At 76.4% G+C, this 17,177-nt stretch carries 17 protein-coding genes; 7 read left to right on the top strand and 10 right to left on the bottom strand.

The genetic code is table 11. The annotated features are described in order from the left end of the window. Positions 1–57: 57 nt before the first annotated feature. Positions 58–669, bottom strand: a complete 612-nt coding sequence (locus DMP17_RS43215; RefSeq protein WP_337832509.1) for an FMN-binding negative transcriptional regulator — start codon at positions 667–669, stop codon at positions 58–60. A gap of 87 nt (positions 670–756) precedes the next feature. Beyond that, entirely contained in the window at positions 757–1,371 is a 615-nt protein-coding gene (locus DMP17_RS43210) for a GNAT family N-acetyltransferase (protein WP_337832508.1), read from the bottom strand. A 436-nt stretch (positions 1,372–1,807) separates the two neighbouring features. Between DMP17_RS43210 and DMP17_RS43205 the strand changes: the two genes are divergently transcribed. Next, positions 1,808–2,176 carry a hypothetical protein gene (locus DMP17_RS43205; protein ID WP_226353873.1) on the top strand — a complete coding sequence of 123 codons (369 nt, stop codon included), beginning with the start codon at positions 1,808–1,810 and terminating at the stop codon, positions 2,174–2,176. 148 nt (positions 2,177–2,324) lie between these two features. Here DMP17_RS43205 and DMP17_RS43200 read toward each other — a convergent pair whose 3' ends face one another. Continuing rightward, a complete protein-coding gene (locus tag DMP17_RS43200; RefSeq protein WP_226367660.1) occupies positions 2,325–3,962 on the bottom strand; it encodes a CocE/NonD family hydrolase in 1,638 nt (545 codons plus the stop codon). Between the two features lie 91 nt (positions 3,963–4,053). Between DMP17_RS43200 and DMP17_RS43195 the strand changes: the two genes are divergently transcribed. Then, a complete protein-coding gene (locus DMP17_RS43195; protein WP_226353871.1) occupies positions 4,054–5,220 on the top strand; it encodes a GNAT family N-acetyltransferase in 1,167 nt (388 codons plus the stop codon). A 19-nt stretch (positions 5,221–5,239) separates the two neighbouring features. After that, on the top strand, positions 5,240–5,449 hold the full coding sequence (locus DMP17_RS43190; RefSeq protein WP_226353901.1) for an FDXHR family putative zinc-binding protein: 210 nt from the start codon (positions 5,240–5,242) through the stop codon (positions 5,447–5,449). A gap of 84 nt (positions 5,450–5,533) precedes the next feature. Here the strand turns inward: DMP17_RS43190 and DMP17_RS43185 are convergent, their stop codons facing one another. Then, positions 5,534–5,797 (bottom strand): hypothetical protein, encoded by a 264-nt coding sequence (locus DMP17_RS43185; RefSeq protein ID WP_337832507.1) that lies wholly within the window; start codon positions 5,795–5,797, stop codon positions 5,534–5,536. A 95-nt stretch (positions 5,798–5,892) separates the two neighbouring features. Then, a complete protein-coding gene (locus DMP17_RS43180; protein WP_226367658.1) occupies positions 5,893–6,879 on the bottom strand; it encodes a patatin-like phospholipase family protein in 987 nt (328 codons plus the stop codon). 191 nt (positions 6,880–7,070) lie between these two features. On the opposite strand from DMP17_RS43180, the gene DMP17_RS43175 reads away from it, so the two are divergent. The 3 genes from DMP17_RS43175 to DMP17_RS43165 all read left to right on the top strand — a co-directional run bounded on the left by DMP17_RS43175 (position 7,071) and on the right by DMP17_RS43165 (position 9,740). Then, on the top strand, positions 7,071–7,871 hold the full coding sequence (locus DMP17_RS43175; protein ID WP_179761784.1) for a class I SAM-dependent methyltransferase: 801 nt from the start codon (positions 7,071–7,073) through the stop codon (positions 7,869–7,871). A gap of 217 nt (positions 7,872–8,088) precedes the next feature. Beyond that, positions 8,089–9,339 carry a serine hydrolase domain-containing protein gene (locus DMP17_RS43170; protein ID WP_337832506.1) on the top strand — a complete coding sequence of 417 codons (1,251 nt, stop codon included), beginning with the start codon at positions 8,089–8,091 and terminating at the stop codon, positions 9,337–9,339. Further along, entirely contained in the window at positions 9,336–9,740 is a 405-nt protein-coding gene (locus DMP17_RS43165; protein WP_337832505.1) for a phage holin family protein, read from the top strand. Before DMP17_RS43170 ends, DMP17_RS43165 begins: the two co-directional genes overlap by 4 nt. A gap of 16 nt (positions 9,741–9,756) precedes the next feature. Here DMP17_RS43165 and tenA read toward each other — a convergent pair whose 3' ends face one another. Beyond that, positions 9,757–10,425 (bottom strand): thiaminase II, encoded by a 669-nt coding sequence (tenA, locus tag DMP17_RS43160; protein WP_337832504.1) that lies wholly within the window; start codon positions 10,423–10,425, stop codon positions 9,757–9,759. A gap of 211 nt (positions 10,426–10,636) precedes the next feature. Here tenA and DMP17_RS43155 point away from each other — a divergent pair, with 211 nt between their 5' ends. Beyond that, complete coding sequence (locus tag DMP17_RS43155; protein ID WP_224392286.1) at positions 10,637–10,867, top strand: hypothetical protein; 231 nt, start codon at positions 10,637–10,639, stop codon at positions 10,865–10,867. 6 nt (positions 10,868–10,873) lie between these two features. Here the strand turns inward: DMP17_RS43155 and DMP17_RS43150 are convergent, their stop codons facing one another. The 4 genes from DMP17_RS43150 to DMP17_RS43135 form a co-directional block, all read right to left on the bottom strand. Continuing rightward, on the bottom strand, positions 10,874–11,590 hold the full coding sequence (locus DMP17_RS43150) for a hypothetical protein (protein ID WP_337832503.1): 717 nt from the start codon (positions 11,588–11,590) through the stop codon (positions 10,874–10,876). Positions 11,591–11,800: 210 nt separating this feature from the next. Next, positions 11,801–13,501, bottom strand: coding sequence for a class I adenylate-forming enzyme family protein (locus DMP17_RS43145; RefSeq protein WP_337832502.1), 1,701 nt, complete (start codon positions 13,499–13,501; stop codon positions 11,801–11,803). Between the two features lie 183 nt (positions 13,502–13,684). Continuing rightward, the gene (locus tag DMP17_RS43140) at positions 13,685–16,729 is read right to left on the bottom strand and encodes a helix-turn-helix transcriptional regulator (protein WP_226353863.1); all 3,045 of its coding nucleotides are present in this window, start codon (positions 16,727–16,729) and stop codon (positions 13,685–13,687) included. Between the two features lie 70 nt (positions 16,730–16,799). Further along, the gene (locus DMP17_RS43135) at positions 16,800–17,147 is read right to left on the bottom strand and encodes a hypothetical protein (protein WP_226353862.1); all 348 of its coding nucleotides are present in this window, start codon (positions 17,145–17,147) and stop codon (positions 16,800–16,802) included. Positions 17,148–17,177 lie beyond the last annotated feature (30 nt).

Below are 17,177 nucleotides of genomic sequence, written 5' to 3'. Positions count from 1 at the left end.
AAAGAACACCGCGAACCCGTCGCGGCGGGCGGGCCCCGGTGTCCTGTCCGTCGTCCGTCACCGGCGGTGTGCCGCCACGGCCCGGGCTCCCGCGTGGTCCCCGGCGGCCTCGAGCCCGTCCACCACGCCGTCGACGTCGGCGGCCGGCCGGTTCTGGCTCAGCTTGAGCTTCGCCTCGATGCTCTCGATCCGCAGCTCGACGCCCACGATCGCGCGCAGCTGCCCCCGCACGAACGCCTCCGGGGCGTCGTCGACGCTCCAGGGCGCGGGCCGGCCGGCCTCGTGCAGGTCGGTCAGGCGCCGCACGACGTTGTCGAGCCAGTCGACGTCGTCGTGGACGACCACGGTGCCGCGGACGTGGGCGGTCACGTAGTTCCAGGTGGGCACGACCCGGCCGTGCTCGGCCTTCGACGCGTACCAGGACGGGCTGACGTAGGAGTCCGGCCCGCGGACGATGACGAGCCCCTGCCTGCCGTCGGCGCGGGTCCAGTGGTCGTTGTTCCGGGCGAGGTGACCGAGCAGCGCGCCGCGGTCGGGGTCGTGGACGAACGGCAGCAGCGTCGCGTCGAGTCCCTCCGGGCCAGCTGTCACCAGGTCCGCGGCGCCGGGGCGGGCGAGGAGCTGCCGGACGTCCTCGTCGGTGGGGGCGAAGTGGGCGGGGACGTACACGGCGGGTCCTCTCCTCCGGGCGCGGTCGGGCTCCCTGCAGGGTGCCCGGCGCAACGGCTTTCCCGGACGGCCGTTCCCGGGCCGTTCTCAGGGGCCACTCGTCGTCGCCGGCCGCAGCATCGACCAGGTGCTGGGCCCGCTGTGCGGCAGGTCGACCTCGGCGGTGACCCGGAAGCCGAGGCGGGTGTAGAGCCGCACGTTCGCCGCGAGCGAGGTCTCCAGGTGGGCCGGCCGTCCGTCGCGGTCCACCCGGTCCAGCCCGGCCGTGAGCACCGTCGTGCCGAGACCCTGTCCCTGCAGACCGGGGCGTACGGCGACGGTGGCCAGGAACCACGCCGGACCGGCGGGCCGGTGCGGGGCGAGGGCCGTGTCGGCGTCGGCGGCGGCACCGGCGCGGTCCCCGGCGAGCTCGGCCAGCCGCGGCGCGACGCGGGCGAACGCGTCGTCGAGACCGGTGGCCTCCGGCGGCATCCACACGGCGACGGCGTCGAGCCCGCTCCCGGCCGCGTCGACGACGTGCACCAGGCCGTGCGGGATGCCGACCTCGCGCAGCAGCAGCGCCTGGCTCGCGCCCAGGCGGCGCGGGTGCTCGTCCGCATCGATCGTGTGACGGGTGAACGGGTAGTCGAGGAACGCCGCGGTGAGCAGTTCCGCGGCCGCGGGGACGTCGGAGGTCGTGGCGGTCCGGGCGGTGCGTGTCATCGGCGTCGAAAGTAGACGGCGGCACGCCGTCGCTCGAGCCGGTTCCGGCCCACTCTTCCGGGGTGGATCCGTCCGTCGGAGGGTGCGATCCGGTGTCGCGAGACCCCCGAGGTCGATACGACAGGGTGACGCGCTGACACGGCCGTGCGGAGGGTGCATCACGGAGCGTGTTCCGAAAGAAGGGTACGCGTCCGTTCGGGTCCACTGTGGTGACGATCCGTCGCGGACGGCGTCCGGAAGCGACGTCCACACGGATTCCCGGCTGCCGGAAGAGAGCAATAACCTCGCGGTCAGTAATGCCCATCGTCCGATAGTGGTAGAAAGTTCGTTGGATCGGGGATGGACCGGATAGCGTTCTGTGCATCGGCGGGGCTCCCGAACCCACGCCGAACACGCCGGTCCGACATCGGACCCCGTACACAACGGAGAAATAACTGTGCTGAAGAAGGCTGGAATCCTGACCGCCGGCGTCACCGCTGGTCTGCTCGCCATCTCCCCGCTCGCCTTCGCGGGTGACGGCGGCTGGGACAAGGGCCACCACGGGCACGGCCACGGCGGCGACCGCATCAACGCCGACCAGATCAACAACCTGGAGAAGGACCGCAACAGCGTCCAGTCCGGCCTGGTCAACGTGGGCGACATCAACGCCCTCAACAACGCCAACGTGCTCAGCTGCTCGCTGAACAGCGCCGACGTCGCCGCCAGCGTCCTCGGCATCCTGGGTGGCCAGGCCACCAACGGTGAGGACGCCCCGAGCTTCAGCGACTGCTCGCAGGGTGACAACCAGACCAACGTCCAGGACTGAGTGCACCTGCACCACCGGGCACGATGACGGGACCGTCTTCCCGTCATCCGTGACCCTGCACTTCCGGAGATCCCCCGCTCTTCCGACCGGAGCGGGGGATATCCGCATTTCCGGGGACGGCCGGAAAGGTGAACGGTGGACCCGGAATTCAGGGGTGGTGCGGCAACACCACGTGCGAGGGGTGCTCGGAATCGTGCAGGATCTCGTAGGAGATCCGTTCCCCGTCGACCGCGGTCGCCGTCCGCTCACCGGTTCCCGGGTTGCGGGCGAAGCGCGGGAACGCCGCGCCGGCGACCTGCACCCGGAGCCGGTGCCCGGCCCGCACGCGGTACCCGGTCGGGCTCAGCGTCATCCGGACGACCGTCGTGCCGTCCGGGGCGGTGGCCTCGCGGTCGGGCACCAGCCGGTGCATCGCGTCGGTGATGTTCATCGAGGTCCCGTCGGGGCCGACGTCGCACAGGCGTACGAACACGTCGCCGATCCCCGTCCCGGTCCGCACGTAGACCACGGCCGACACCGGACCGAGCAGGTCCAGGTCGGACTCCAGCGGCGGGCCGGTCCAGACGCGCACGTCGTCGCGGGCCTCGACGGCGCGGTTGTCCAGCTGCTTGGACGGTGGCTGGAGCATCGGGCCCCCGACCGTCGGTGTCGGGTCGGCGGGGTCGTAGACGAACCGTGACGGCGGGGGTGTCCCGGCCGGCCGGTCCGGGCCCAGCCCGCCGTCGGCGTCGAGGTACCACTCGGTCGGGCGGGCCTCCGGCGGCGGCCAGCACGGCAGGTCGGTCCAGCGGTCGGCGTGCTGCACGTACACCCGGACCGGCGCACGCTCGTCGTGCTCGCCGCCGTGCAGGTGCACGCCCAGCCAGTGGACCATCTCGTGGGCGATGGTCGACAGCGAGCCGCGGTCGCCGTGGGTCCACGGGCCGATCGTGATCCGTGCCGTCGCCCCGCCGCGCTGCAGCGCGGTGAAGTCCACCAGCTGACGGTCCAGGAACAGGTCCCACCAGCCGGTCACCATGCAGACCGGCGGCATCGCGGCGGCGTCGAAACCGTCGTGCTCGGCGGGCGCCCAGAACTCGCGCGGCTGCTCGGCGTGCTCGACGAAGTCCCGCCAGAACACCACCGGCGCCCCGGTCAGCGCGACGTCCGCGGCCTGCAGCGGCTGGGAGGTCACCGCGCGGCGCTTGCGACGGCTGAACACCGGCGTCGCGAGGAAGCCGGTGACCGCGCCGATGCGCTCCTGGCGGCCGATCTGGTTCACCCAGGTCGCGAGGTTGAGCAGGCCGGGAGCGCCGCCCGGGTAGAAGGTGCTGGTGAACTCCGACGCGGTGATGTCGGCGTTCATCGAGCACAGACCCGGGTCGGCGTAGGGGGCGACCGCCCACTGGGTGTGCCCGACGTAGCTGGGGCCGACCATCGAGACGCGGCCGTCGCACCAGGTCTGCCCGCGCACCCAGGCGAGCGTGTCCAGACCGTCGGAGCTCTCGTGCAGGAACGGGCGGAACTGCCCGCCCGAGCCGAAGGTGCCCCGGGTGGACTGCACCAGCACCTGGAACCCGCGGCGCGCCAGCAGCGAACCGATGATCGACCCGAGGCCGTCGCGGCCGTAGGGGGTGCGCATCATCACCGTCGGACGCGGCCGGAGCGGGCCGGGGGCCCGGTAGAGGTCGGCGAGCAGGACGACACCGTCGGAGAGCGGGACCCGCAGGTCACGCTCGCGCACGTACGGCTCGTCGGCACCGAAGCCCAGCCTGCGGTCGACCAGTCGCTCCGTGAGCGCGGCCATGACACCTCCCCCTCGCCCGCCCCCTGCGGACAGGTCCGATCGTAGGAGAACCCGGTTGCCCCGACCGGGCGTGGCCGGTGACGGTGTCGCCGTGACCGTCCCTCCCGTACTCACCGACGGGGTCGTGACCCTGCGCGCGCACACCGGATCCGACGTCCCCGGGATGCTCGAGGTGTACCGCGATCCCGTCGTGCACCGCTGGACATCACTCGACCCGACCTCCGGGGAAGGCCGGGCCCGGGAGTGGATCGACCTCGCCCGGCGTCGGTGGGCCACCGGCCGTCAGTACGTGTGGGCGGTGGAGGCCGCGTGCGACGGCCGCCCGCGCTACGCGGGCTCGATCGACCTGCGCCGCGACCCGCTGCCGTCGGCCGGCTACCTGCTCGCGCCGTGGGCGCGCGGACGGGGGTTCGCGAGCCGTGCGCTGCGGCTGGCCGCCGACTGGGGCTTCGACGTCGCCGGGTTCGCCGCGCTGCACTGGGACTGCCGTGCCGGGCACGTCGCGTCCTGGCGGGTGGCACACGCCTGCGGGTTCCGGTTCGAGGGTGTCCGCACCCGCGCGCTGCGGGCCGGTGACGACCTCGTCGACGCCTGGACCGCCGTGCTGCTGCCCGGCACACCCGTCGCCGACCGGCCCCCGGCGACGACGTGGTGGCCGCACCCGGTGCTCGACGGCGACGGCGTCCGGCTCCGCCCGCCCACCGGGGCCGACCTCGCCCGGCACGTCGAGGCGTGCAACGACCCCCTCGCCCGCTGGTGGAGCGCCACCCTCCCGGTGCCCTACACCGATGACGACGCCCGGCGCTGGCTGCGCGACCACCCGCTGGAGTGCTCCCTGGGCTCCGGCGTCGGCTGGGTGATCGCCGACCCGGACGACGACCGCTACCTCGGCACCGTCTCGGTGTTCGGCACCGACCGCCCCTACACCCCGACCGGTGGCGAGGTCGGCTACCGCGCCCACCCCGACGCCCGCGGCCGCGGCGCGGTGTCCGCCGCGGTCCGCCGGGTCGTGCGGCACGCGTTCACCCCGGTCGCCGACGGCGGCATGGGCCGGCACCGGCTGCAGCTCGGGGCGTCGGTGGACAACACCGCCAGCCGCCGGGTCGCCGAGCGCGCCGGGTTCCGGCTCTGGGGCCGCGCGCGGGCCGACGGCGTGCACGGCACGGAGAACGAGATCGTCGACGACGGCGTCTGGTACGACCTGCTCGCCACCGACCCGCTCCCGGCTCCCACCGGAACTGTCGGGGGTGCCCCGTAGCCTGCCCGCCGTGCGGATCATGCGGATGTCCTGTTGCGGTCTCGAGTGGGTGGGACCGGACCGGGCGCACTGCTGCCGCCGGTTCGGGGGCTGCGGGGCCGTCTTCGACGACGCGCAGCTGTGGGACACCCACCGCCCCCGTGGGGTGTGCGTGACCGACCCGCGCGAGCTCGGTCTCGTCGCCACGCGCAACGGGATCTGGCAGCGGGCGCTCGACGCGGCGGGCTGACCCGACGCACCGGGCGCTCGACGCGGCGGACCGGCTCGACGCGGCCGACCGGCTCGACACGGCGGGCCGGGGAGGGACCGGGGATCAGGGCGGCCCGCGGGTGATGCCGCGGAACACCGCCTCGTCCCGGCCGGGGTTGCGGACCCGGACCAGGTTCAGCCCGGCGAACCACAGCACCGACCCGGTACCGAAGGTCCGGCTCCCGCCCGCGGCGCAGCACAGCTCGATCTGCCCGGCGTCGACCACGACGACGGCGCCCCGCCACTCGTCCTCGACGTGCGGGCGGACCTCGCCGGGGGCGAGCACGACGGTGCGGGTCCGCGCCCGCGACGGCGCGTCGTCGCGCATGGGCCACCCCCCGGGTCCGGTGCGGGGCACGGTGCCCACACCAGCTCCGACCGCCCGGGCGCGCCGAAGTCATCGGCGCACGCGTGGGAGAGGGCTCAGGCCGCGGCGGCCGGGGCCGTCGCGGACAGCACCGTCTCGTAGCCGATCCGGGCCGCGGCGGCGACCCGCCCGGGGTCGGTGGACAGGCCGTGGACGCCGGCGGGGGAGTGCGGGCTCAGCGTCAGCAGGTGCGCCCCGGCCCGGTCCGGGTGCGCGGCGTCGGCGAGCAGCGGCAGGCACTCGCCGTGTCGGGCGGCGTCCTGCGCCATCCGGCCCAGGCCCGGTGCGAGCCGGTCCAGCGAGCGGGCCCACAGCGGGGTGCGGGCGTCCGGCGGGGTGCCGGTGAGGTCGTCGGCGGTGCGCGTGAGCAGGGCCAGGACGTGCGTGGCGCCGTCGCGCAGGGCCCGTGCCACCGGGAGCGGGTCGCCGACCGAGCCGTCGATGAAGTCCTCGGCGTCCTCGCCCGTGCCGACCCGTACCGGGGGGCCCGCCAGCAGCGGGATCGCCGCCGTCGCCCGCATCGCGGCCCTCCACGTGGCGCCGTCGGGCAGCGCGGTCAGCACCCGCGGGCGCAGGTCGGCCGCCCCGGTGACCACGACGTTCAGCGGGACCGGCGGGTCCACCAGCCGCGACCAGTCGGTGGGGAGGGAGTCGACGAGGATCCGGTCGAACAGGTGGTCCAGCGACACCATCGGGCGACGGGTGCCGAACCGGCGCGGGTCGATGAACTCGCGGCAGGCCATGTCCCGTACGAACACCCGGGACACCTCGGCTCCGTGCCCCATGACCAATGCCGTCCCGACGAAGGCCCCGGCCGAGCTGCCCCACACCTCGTCGACGCCGGCGGCGAGCCCGAGGTCGGACAGCGCGTGCACCATCCCGGCCGCGTAGGAGCCGCGCATCCCGCCCCCGCCGACGACCAGCGCGATCCGTGCCCCGTCGGCGTGCCGGCCGGGGCGGCGCCCGGTGTCGCGCCGGCGCTCGAGCAGGCGCAGGACCTCGGCGTCGCCGTGCGCGGCGGAGGTGAGGAGGGCGGGGGGCACGCCCCCATCATGGAGGTCCGCGCCGCCGCGGCGGCGACGCCCCGGTGTCCGGGGACCGCTCACGAGCCACCGACCGCGGGCCGTCCACCGCCCGGCGCCTCCCGGCTCGGGTACCTCGCCGCGCAACTAGTACGTTCGCGCGACCAGCGCCGACGCCCTCGCGGAGGCCCGCTGGAGGGGGGAAGGACACCGTGACGCAACGACGCCGTCCGCGGTTGCAGGCGCTCGAGGCGACGTCACTGCCCGCGGCACACGCCAGGGCCCGCGACGCCCGTCGCCGCCATCCGGTGGTCGGGGACCACGCCGCCGCCGTCGTCGCGGACGACCTCGACCTGGGCTCGGCGCCCGGGCGGGCCGACACGCTCTCCACACTGCTGCGGGTCGCCGTCCTCGACGAGTGGGTGCGCGGGTTCGCACGGCGGCACCCGGGCGGGACCGTCGTCGAGCTGGGGCCGGGGCTGGGCGACCGCGCGGGACGGCTCGGCGACGACGGCCCGGCGCACTGGGTCGACGTCGAGCTGCCCGGGGTGGCCGAGCTGCGCCGCGAGCTGCTGGCGGGCCCGGCGCACCTGGTGGCCGGGTCCGCGCTCGACGAGGACTGGCTGGAGCTGGCCCGCGACCTGCCCGGCCCGCACCTGGTCGTCTCCGACCGGGTGCTGACGCTGCTGCCCGAGCAGGGAGTACAGCGGATCGTGTTCACCGCCGCGCGGATGCTCCCGGGCGCCGAGCTCGTCACCGACCTGCTGTCCCGGGGCGCGGCCGGGCGGCTCGCCGCGGGCCCGCTGCGCGAGCTGGAGGTCGACTGGACCTGCGAGGACCCGCGCGAGCTGGAGCCGTGGGGGCTGCGCCTGGCGGCCTCCTGCGACGCCGCGTCCCCACCCGCCGAGGTCGCGGCCCGGCTGCCGCGGGCGTCGCGGGCACTGGCGGCGGCGCTGCGGGCGACCGCGCTGCGCGGCGAGCGCCTGGCCCGCTACGAGATCGTGCCGGTCTGAGCCGGTCTGAGCCGGTCTGAGCGCGTCCGGCCGCGCCGTGGCCCGCCCGGGCTCCCCGTTCGGACCGGCCACGACGCGTGGGCGGGCACCGGCCCCCGCCGGCGTCCGCGTGCCCCGCAGGGCACTCCCGGTAGTACGAGCGGGCGCCCGCCGGGTGACGCGCCGGGCCGCAGGATCGTCAGAACTGTGGACGCGGCCCGCGGGTAGGGTCGTGATCGTGACCTCCCCGACCTTCGGCACGCTCGAGGCGGACCCGGCGGAGGTCGGCCTCGACCCCGCCCGGCTGGCCCGGATCGACAGCCACTTCCGCCGCTACGTCGACGACGGCCGCCTCGCCGGCGCGACGATCGCCGTGGCCCGGCACGACCGGCTCGCGCACCTGACCCACCTCGGCGTCCGCGACCTCGACTCCGCCGCCCCGGTGACCGACGACACGCTCTGGCGCATCTACTCGATGACCAAGCCGATCACCTCGGTCGCGGTCCTGATGCTCGCCGAGCGGGGCGCCCTGGAGCTCACCGACCCGGTGTCGCGCTACTGCCCGGCGTTCGCCGAGCAGCGCGTCTACCGCGGCGGCTCGGCGCTCAACCCGGGGACCGACGCGGCCGTCGAGCCGATGCGGGTGCACCACCTGCTGACCCACACCGCGGGCCTGACCTACGGCTTCCACCACGCCCACCCCGTCGACGAGATGTACCGCTCCAAGGGCTTCGAGTTCGGCGCTCCGTCCGGGATGGACCTCGCGGCGGCGAGCGAGCACTTCGCGTCGTTCCCGCTGCTGTTCCAGCCGGGCACGGAGTGGAACTACTCGGTGGCCACCGACGTGCTCGGCCGGGTCGTCGAGGTCGCGTCCGGGCGCCGGCTCGACGAGTTCCTCCGCGAGGAGATCACCGGCCCGCTCGGGATGACCGACACCGCGTTCTGGGTGCCGGAGGGGTCCGCGCAGGCCGGCAGGCTCGCGACGCTCTACAACGCCCGCCCCGGCGGCGGTCTGGTCGAGAACAAGGCGCTCGCCCGGTCCGCGACCCGCGAGCCCACTTTCCTCTCCGGTGGCGGCGGACTGCTGTCCACCACCGGCGACTACCTGCGGTTCGCCCGGATGCTCGCCCGCGGCGGCGAGCTCGACGGCGCCCGCATCCTCGGCCCGCGCACCCTGGCCCGGGCCACCCGCAACCACCTCCCCGGCGGCGCCGACCTCGACACCGTCGGCCGGCCCATCTTCTCCGAGTCGGCGTTCGCCGGTGTCGGGTTCGGCCTCGGCTTCTCCGTCGTCGTCGACGGGGCGGCGACGAAGGGCTTCGCCAACGAGGGCACCTTCGCCTGGGGTGGGCTGGCCTCCACCGCGTTCTGGGTGGACCCCGTCGACGACCTGGTGGTCGTCTTCATGACCCAGCTCGTCCCCTCCAGCACCTACCCGATCCGATCCCAGCTCCAGACGCTGGTCCAGCAGGCGGTGACCGACCGATGAATCCACCGAGCCCCGTGCTCACCTTCACCATCCGCACGCTCGTCGTCGCCGCCTCGCTGTGGGTGGCGACGGTGCTGGTCGGCGGCATCCGGCTGGAGAGCGCAGGCACCTCCACCTCGATCCTCACGCTGATCGGCGTGGCCCTGGTGTTCGGCCTGGTCAACGCCGTGGTCAAGCCGATCGTGGCGACGCTGGGCTGCCCGCTCTACATCCTCACGCTGGGCCTGTTCGCACTCGTGGTGAACGCGCTCATGTTCCTGCTGACGGGCTGGCTCTCGTCGGTGCTGAACCTGCCGTTCACCGTCGACGGGTTCTGGGCGGCGTTCTGGGGCGCGATCGTCGTCGGGATCGTGTCGTTCTTCCTGCACCTGGTGATCCCGGACCGGCTCGACAACCGCTGAGGTGACCCGGCCGGGCTCAGACCGGCCAGGTCTCCCGGCGGTACGTGCCGTCCCAGAACATCCACTCGTAGCGCGAGGTCGTCGTGAAGTGCTCGCGCATGCGGGCGAGCTCCGCTGGCGACGTGGCGGCGCCGACCCGGTCGGTCGCGTCCAGCACGGCCTCGACGACGGCGTGGTACTCCTCGCCCGCGTACATGTCGATCCAGCGCTGGTAGACCGGGTCGGGGGAGCCTGCGCCGACCAGGTGCTCGCCGACCCGGCCGTAGATCCAGTAGCAGGGCAGCACCGCGGCGACGCCCTCGGCGTAGGACCCGCCGTAGGCGGCCGCGAGCAGGTAGCTGACGTAGGCGCGGGTGGCCGGGGCGACCGGCAGCTCGCGGGCCTGCTCCGAGGTGAGGCCGAGCGCGCCGAGCAGGTCGGCGTGCAGCTCCCGCTCGGCGGCGATCGCGCCGGCGGCGTGCTCGGCGAACATGAGGGTGTCGTCGTCGGTCGGGGCCTTCGCCGCGCACACGGCGAGCGCCGTGGCGTAGCCGCGCAGGTAGTGCGCGTCCTGGACGATGTAGTGCCGGAACGTCTCGTGCGGCAGCGAGCCGTCGGTCAGCCCGGTGACGAACGGGTGGGCGAGGATCGCCCCGTACAGGGTGTCGACGTCGGACCAGAGCAGGTCCCGGGTGCGGTCGGCCATGCGGCCACGGTATCCACCGGGGCCCGGCCGGTCGTGTGATCGCCCGCGCAACGCCGGCGTGACCGGCGGGGAACACCCCGGTGACACGGCGCCTGAGATCCTGCGCACGTCGTCTGGTGCTCCGGCGTGGGGGTGTCACCATGGAACGCGGGCGAGCCACTCAGTGTGGAGGACGCGCCACGTCCAGTCCCCCTGACGTGGAGGTGAGGGTATGACCGACCCCCAACCCATGGATCACCACGAGAAGATGCGGATCCGCGCGGCCGCGTTCCGCGCGACCCGGATCTACCCCGGCCCGGTCGGCGAGCTGATCTCGCGCGAGCTGCTCGGCTGGGAGGACTTCGGGTACCGCCTCGGCGGGAACCGGATGGTCCTGGACCTGGTCGACCACGTCATGAAGGCGGTGCCGCCGGACCGGGCGGCGCGCTCCGACGCGGCCTGACCCCGCTCAGCGCAGGGTCGTCACGGCGACCTCGGCGGCCGCGCCGCTCGGCGGGGTGCCGTCGGCGAGCCCGGCCAGCGCGGCGGACAGGACCAGCATGGCCGCGATCGTGGTGATGCTGCCGACCCGGCCCAGGACGTCCAGGGTGCGTGCGACGGCCGACGGCCCGCCGGTGCGCCCGGCGCCGTCCCGGTCCGCGCCGACGGCGTGCGGCTGCCCGGACCCGGGCCGGACCCCGTGGGGGACCGTGCCGGTGACCGGCGCCGGGGTGTCGGTGGTGCGTCGTCGCGCTCCGGCGGCGGCCGCGGGCTGCGCGACACCGGCCGGGCCCGCCTGGGCCGGGACGGCGACGGGACCGCGTGCCGGGGTGTCTCCGAGCGGGCGGGCGGTGGTGCCGGTTCGGCGGGGCGCCGGGACGGGGCCACCGGCCGGACGCGGTGCGGGGACGGCGGGGTGCTGCGCCGCCGGGCCCGGACGGCCCGCCGACGAACCCGGCGACGCCGGCCGCGGTGCGGGGATGCCCGGTGCCTGCGGCGAGGTCGACCGCGGACGCTCCCGGCGCGGCGCCGGCAGGTCGACGTGGCCCTCGCGACGGCGGTGCCGCCCCTCGACCCGGTCCGCACGCCCGGTCCCACCGGCCCGCGGTGCGGGGACCGACGGGGTGGCGGGGGCGGCGCCCAGGGGGCGGCGCGGGCTGGGGATGTGGACGGCGGGCGCGGACATGACGATCACCACGATCTCGGGGGAGTCGATACGGGGTTCTTCGGGATCCGGTGCGCGCCGCCGGCTCCTGCTTCCACCCGTCTGTCGTGTCGTACGACCAGCCTGTTATCCGGTCATCCCCTACGCCAACCGTCGGAGTGACTACTCCACCCATCGGACGTACAGGCCCACCCGCGCAGCGCCCGTTCCCTCACGCAGGGTGGCTGTCCGTCACTCCTTCGCCACGTCCGGGGACAGGTCCGGCAGCTGCTCGCGGAGGTCCCGCTTGAGCACCTTCCCCGCCGCCGAGACCGGGATCGCCCCGACCAGGTGCACCTCCCGCAGCCGCTGGTAGGGCAGCAGGCGCTCGTTCAGCCCGTCGACGGCGGCGCGGACCGCGGCCCCGTCGGCGCCGGGCGCGGTGGTCAGGAACGCGACCGGGTGCTCGCCGTCGACCCCCACCGGGCGCCCGACGACGGCGGCACCGGTCACGCCCGGCAGCGCCAGCAGCCGCTCCTCCAGGTCGCGCGGGTACACGTTGTAGCCCTTGTGGAGCAGCATGTCCTTGAGCCGGTCCACGATGCGCAGGTAGCCGTCGTCGTCGAGGACGCCGACGTCGCCGGTGTGCAGCCACCCGTCGCCGTCGAAGGCGGCCGCGGTCTCGGCCGGGCGCCGGTGGTAGCCACCGGTGACCTGCGGCCCGCGGATCCACACCTCGCCCTCGGCGCCGGCGTCGAGCTCCTCGCCGTCCGGTCCGGAGATGCGGATCTCGGTGCCCGCGATCGGCTGCCCGACGGTGCCCGGGCGCCGGTCCGCGGACCGGGCGGCGGGGCCGAGGGTGGCGGCCATCGTGACCTCGGTCAGGCCGTAGCCCTCGGAGATGACCAGGTCCTCGCCGAACCAGTCGCGCAGCGCCCGGATGATCTCGACCGGCAGCGGTGCCGCGCCCGAGGTCAGCGACCGCACCGAGGACAGGTCCCCGGCGGCCTCGCGGTGGGCGAGCAGCGCCGCGTACACCGGCGGCGCGCCGGACAGTGAGGTGACGGCGAACCGGGTGGCGTCGGCCAGGTAGGCGCTCGGGTCGAAGCGGGCGTGCACGATCGTCGTCGTCCCGGTGAGCAGCGGGACGTTGAGCCCGCCGATCGTGCCCATCGCGTGGAACCAGGGGGCGATCCCGATCGCCCGCCCCGTGCCGAGCGGGGTCGGGAACTCCGACGCCGGGCCGGGGTCGGCCAGGACGACGCCGGGCCCGTGCGCGGTGGCGGTCACGTCCGGCCGGGCGCCGGTGCCCCAGCAGGCGGCCTGCAGCGCGTTGGTGAGCACGTGCCGGTGGGTGACCCGCACGCCCTTGGACCGGCCGGTGGTGCCACCGGTGTAGGCCAGGTGGGCGAGGTCGCGGTCCGGGTCCACCTCCAGGTCGGTGCCCGGCGGGGTGGCCGGCCTGCCGTCGAGGTGCGCGGAGAGCCCGGTCACCTCCGGGGGCAGCTGCTCCGGGTCGCCGTGGGCACCGGTGACGAGCACGCGCTTCAGCGACGTCGCCGGCCGCGCGGCGAGCACCGCGGGCAGCGCCGCCTCCCAGCTGACGACGACGGCCGCCCCCGCGTCCGCGAGCTGCGCGCCTAGGTCGTCCGGTGCGAGCAGCGGGTTCGCCGGGGTGACGGTCGCCCCGGCCAGCAGCGTGCCCCAGTAGCCGATCGCGTACTGCGGGCAGTTCGGCAGGTGCAGCGCGACGACGTCGCCGCGGCCGACCCCGTCGGCGTGCAGCGCGTGCGCGAACGCCGAGGCGCGGGCCAGCAGCCCGCGGAAGGAGACCTCGTGCCCGGCCTGGTGCAGGACCGTCGCGTCGCCGAACCGGTCGGCCGCGCCGCGGAGCGTCGCGGAGGCGGGCAGGGCGGGCACGTCCAGGGCCGGGGCGGGCGAGCGGGCGATCATGCGGTCACCCCCGCCCCGCTACCGGTCCGGGACGACGGGACGACCCCGTGGACGACCATGCGACCTCCATCGGTCTGCCGATGACGTGCGGCACGACCGACCCTAGGCACGGCGGGTGGCACACGTCACGGCCCGCACGGGCCCGGTCCGGTCCGGAGGGGACAGACCGGCGGGCCCCGGATCTCAGTCGCGGGGGGTGAGCAGCCCCCGGGAGTGCGCGAGGGCGACCGCCTCGGCGCGGCCGGAGGCGCCGAGCTTCGCCATCGCCCGGGACAGGTGCACGCTCACGGTCTTCTCGGAGATGAACAGCCGCTCGCCGACGGCCCGGTTGGTCAGCCCGTGCGCGACCAGCTCCAGCACCGCGTGCTCGCGCGGGGTGAGCGGGGAACCGCCGTCACCGGACGGCGGCGCGGGCCGGGGACCGCCGTCGCCTGCCCGCAGCCGCAGCGCGGCGACGGCCTCGGCGAGCGGGCGCGCCCCGAGCCGGTCGGCCCCGGTCGCGGCGACGGCCAGGTCCTCGGCGGCGGCGCGGCGGTCGGCCTCGCCGTCGGTGCCGGGCCCACCGCGATGCGCCCGTCCGAGCAGGGCCTCGGCCCGCCGCCACCGGGCCTCCGCGGCGCGGTAGCCGTCGCCGTACCCGGCGAAGGTCTCCACGACGGCGTCCCAGACCTGCGGTGCCGCCCCGCCGTGGGCCCGGGCGGCCTCGGCGCGGGCCCGGGCCAGCCACGCCCGGCCCTCCGGCCCGACCGCGGTCCCGCGGGGCAGGCCGCGCTCGGCGGTGCGCGCGGCCTCGTCGGCGAGGACGGCCGCCGCCCCGGCGTGCGCCTGCGCCCCCGCCGGGTCGCCCGCGGTGCGGGCGGCCTCCGCGAGATCGGCACGGGCCGCCGCGCCCAGTGCGCACAGCGCCAGCTCGCCGAGGTGGTGCGGGTACTCCGCCCGCAGCACCCCGAGCGCGGTGGCGACCCGGTCCACGGCCAGGGCCGGGTCGCCGCGCCAGCGCGCCGACTCGGCCCCGACGACGCCCTGCAGCAGCGCGGCCTGGTCGTGCACCGGTGGCTCGGTGGCCAGCGCGGAGAGCAGCTCCTCGGCGCCGTCGAGGTCGCCGCGGGCCACGCCGACCAGCGCCCCCGCCACCGCCAGCAGGCCGGTGACGCGCAGCGGCAGCGTGGGGTCGACGTCCGCGGCGGTCCGGACGGCGGCGTCCCACTCCCCGCGCTGGACGTCGACGCGGACCTGCGCGATCCGGAACTCCAGGCCGTACCCGCCCCAGACCAGGCCGTACGCGGCGGCCCGGCGGGCCCCCTCGGCGAGCTCGTCCGCGGCGGCGTCGAGCAGGCCGTCCTCGATGAACGACACCCCGCGGTTCCACACCGTCCGCAGCTCGACGACCCGGTTCCCGGACGCGGCGGCCAGTGAGGCTGCCCCGGCGAGCCGGTCCCGGGCCGCCTGCGGGTCCCCCTCCATCCGGGCGCAGAAGGCCAGGGTGATGAGGGCGTCCGCGCAGACCGCGCTGAGGTCGCGGTACGCGGCCGACCCCTCCGCGGGCGGCGCGGTGTCGTGGACGGCACGGGCCACCGCCAGCGACGCGCGGGCGTGCGACCAGGCGGGCTCGGCGTGGTCGGCGCTGAGGTGTGTCCGCGCGAGCACGGCGTGCGCCCAGGCCAGCTCCGTGCCGGGTGGGCCTCCGGCCTGCAGCTCGACGGCCTCGGTGGCCGCGGCCACCGCCGCGTCCAGCCGGGCCCCGCTGTCGAGCAGCCGCATCGCGTAGTGCCGGCGCGCCACGGCCCTGGCGTGCGGATCCTCGCCGAGGTCGGCGACCCGGACCGCACGGGCCCCGAGGGCGATGCCCCGTTCCGGGTCGCCCGAGGCGCTCGCCGCCCAGGCCGCCTCCCGGGTCAGCGCGCTCTCGGTGACACCGGTGAGCCGCTCGGGGTCCTCGACGGCCGACCACAGCTCCAGTGCCCGCTCGGCGTGGGCCAGCATCTCGGCCGGGCCGTGCCGCCGGTGGGCCTCCTCGGCGGCGCGCACCGACGCGGCGAGCGCCCGCGGCAGGTCGTGGGCGGCCAGCGCGTGCCGGGCGAGCGCGGCGGCCACCCCGGGGGCGTCGTCCCGGCGGGCGAGCAGCGCGGTGAGCCGGGCGTGCAGCCGTACCCGCTCGCCCGGGAGCAGGTCGTCGTGCACGGCCTCGCGGAGCAGGGCGTGCCGGAAGGCGTAGGACTCCGCACCGGGCGCCGGGTCCGGGACGAGCAGGTGGTGCGACACCGCCTCCCGCAGCCCCGCCTCCAGCTCGGCCGCGGACAGCTCGGACGCGTCGCGCAGCAGGTCGTGGGGGATGCTCCGCTCGGCCAGCGAGGCCACCCGCAGCACCTCGCGCGCCGGTCCGCCGAGCCGGTCGAGCCGGGTGAGCAGCACGTCGGCCAGGCCGCCCGGCAGACCGTCGGACCCCGCCGCGACCAGCTCCTCGGCGTAGAAGGCGTTGCCCTCGCTGCGGGCGGCGATCCGGCGCAGGGTGGCCTCGTCGACACCCCCGGTGGCCGCCCGGGCCCGGACCAGGGCCAGCACGGCGTCGGGCGTGAGCGGGCCGAGCTCGACCCGGCGGACGGCGGGCAGCCGGACGAGCTCGGCCAGCGACGCGCGCAGCGGGTGCCTGCGGTGCAGGTCGTCGGAGCGGTAGGTGCCCAGCACCAGCAGCCGCTGCGAGCCCAGCCGGGCGAGCAGGAACGCGAGCAGCTCGCGGGTGGAGCGGTCCGCCCAGTGCAGGTCCTCCAGCACGACCAGCAGCGGCGCCGCCGCGGCCGCGTCGCGCACGGCACCGGCCACCGCGTCGAACACCTGCAGGCGCCCGGAGTCCCCGTCGCCCGCCGCGGGACGGGGTGCCTCCGCCGCGCCGGGCAGCAGCCCGTGGAGCACCGGCCGCAGCGCGGTGCCCGCCCGGGCCAGCGCGTCGAGCACCTCGGAGAAGGGCAGGTAGGGGAGTGCGGCGCCGCCCGCGTCGAGACACCGCCCGACGACGACCTGCGCGCCCGCCCCCGCGGCGGCCCGGCCGAGTGCGGTGGCGAGCCGGGACTTGCCGATCCCCGCCTCCCCGGCGAGCAGCACGGCGCGGGCCCGACCGGCCCGGGCCGCGTCGAGGTCGCGGAGCAGGCCGGCGAGCTCGTCCGCGCGGCCCACCAGATCGTCCGGGTCCGGGCCGGTCGCGCCGCCCCCGTGGGTCCCTCCCGCCGTCATGGAGCGCATCGTGGCACGGGACACCGACACTCCCGGGGCCGCGACGGCGGTACCCGCCCGTCGGCGCGGCTCAGGCACGCGGCCCGGCCGGGACCCGCCCGCCCGGTGCCACCGGGTCCCGCCCGGTCCGTACCGGGGGGACCGGGCCGCGGGGCGCCGACGGGTGCCGCGCGGCCCGGGGCGGGTGGGGTGTCCGGTCCGGTGCCGGTCCGGCGACGGCGGTCCCGCGGGGGACCGGCGGCCGGGCGGCGGTGAGCCGGGCACGCAGCCGCAGCCACAGCCGTCCCACCGCCGACGGGCCGGCCGCGCCGCGCAGCAGCCGCTCCGTGCGGTACCGGTCCGCCTCCTCCCGCAGCCGGGCCTGCCGCTGCTCGGCGAGGGCGACGAGATGGTCCATCGGGATGTGTGTCATCAGCATGGTGACGACACTGCGGCTGAGGGGGTCGCC

The sequence above is a fragment of the Pseudonocardia sp. TMWB2A genome, from assembly GCF_017312135.1.
This window is presented reverse-complemented; position numbering and strand designations above follow the sequence as displayed.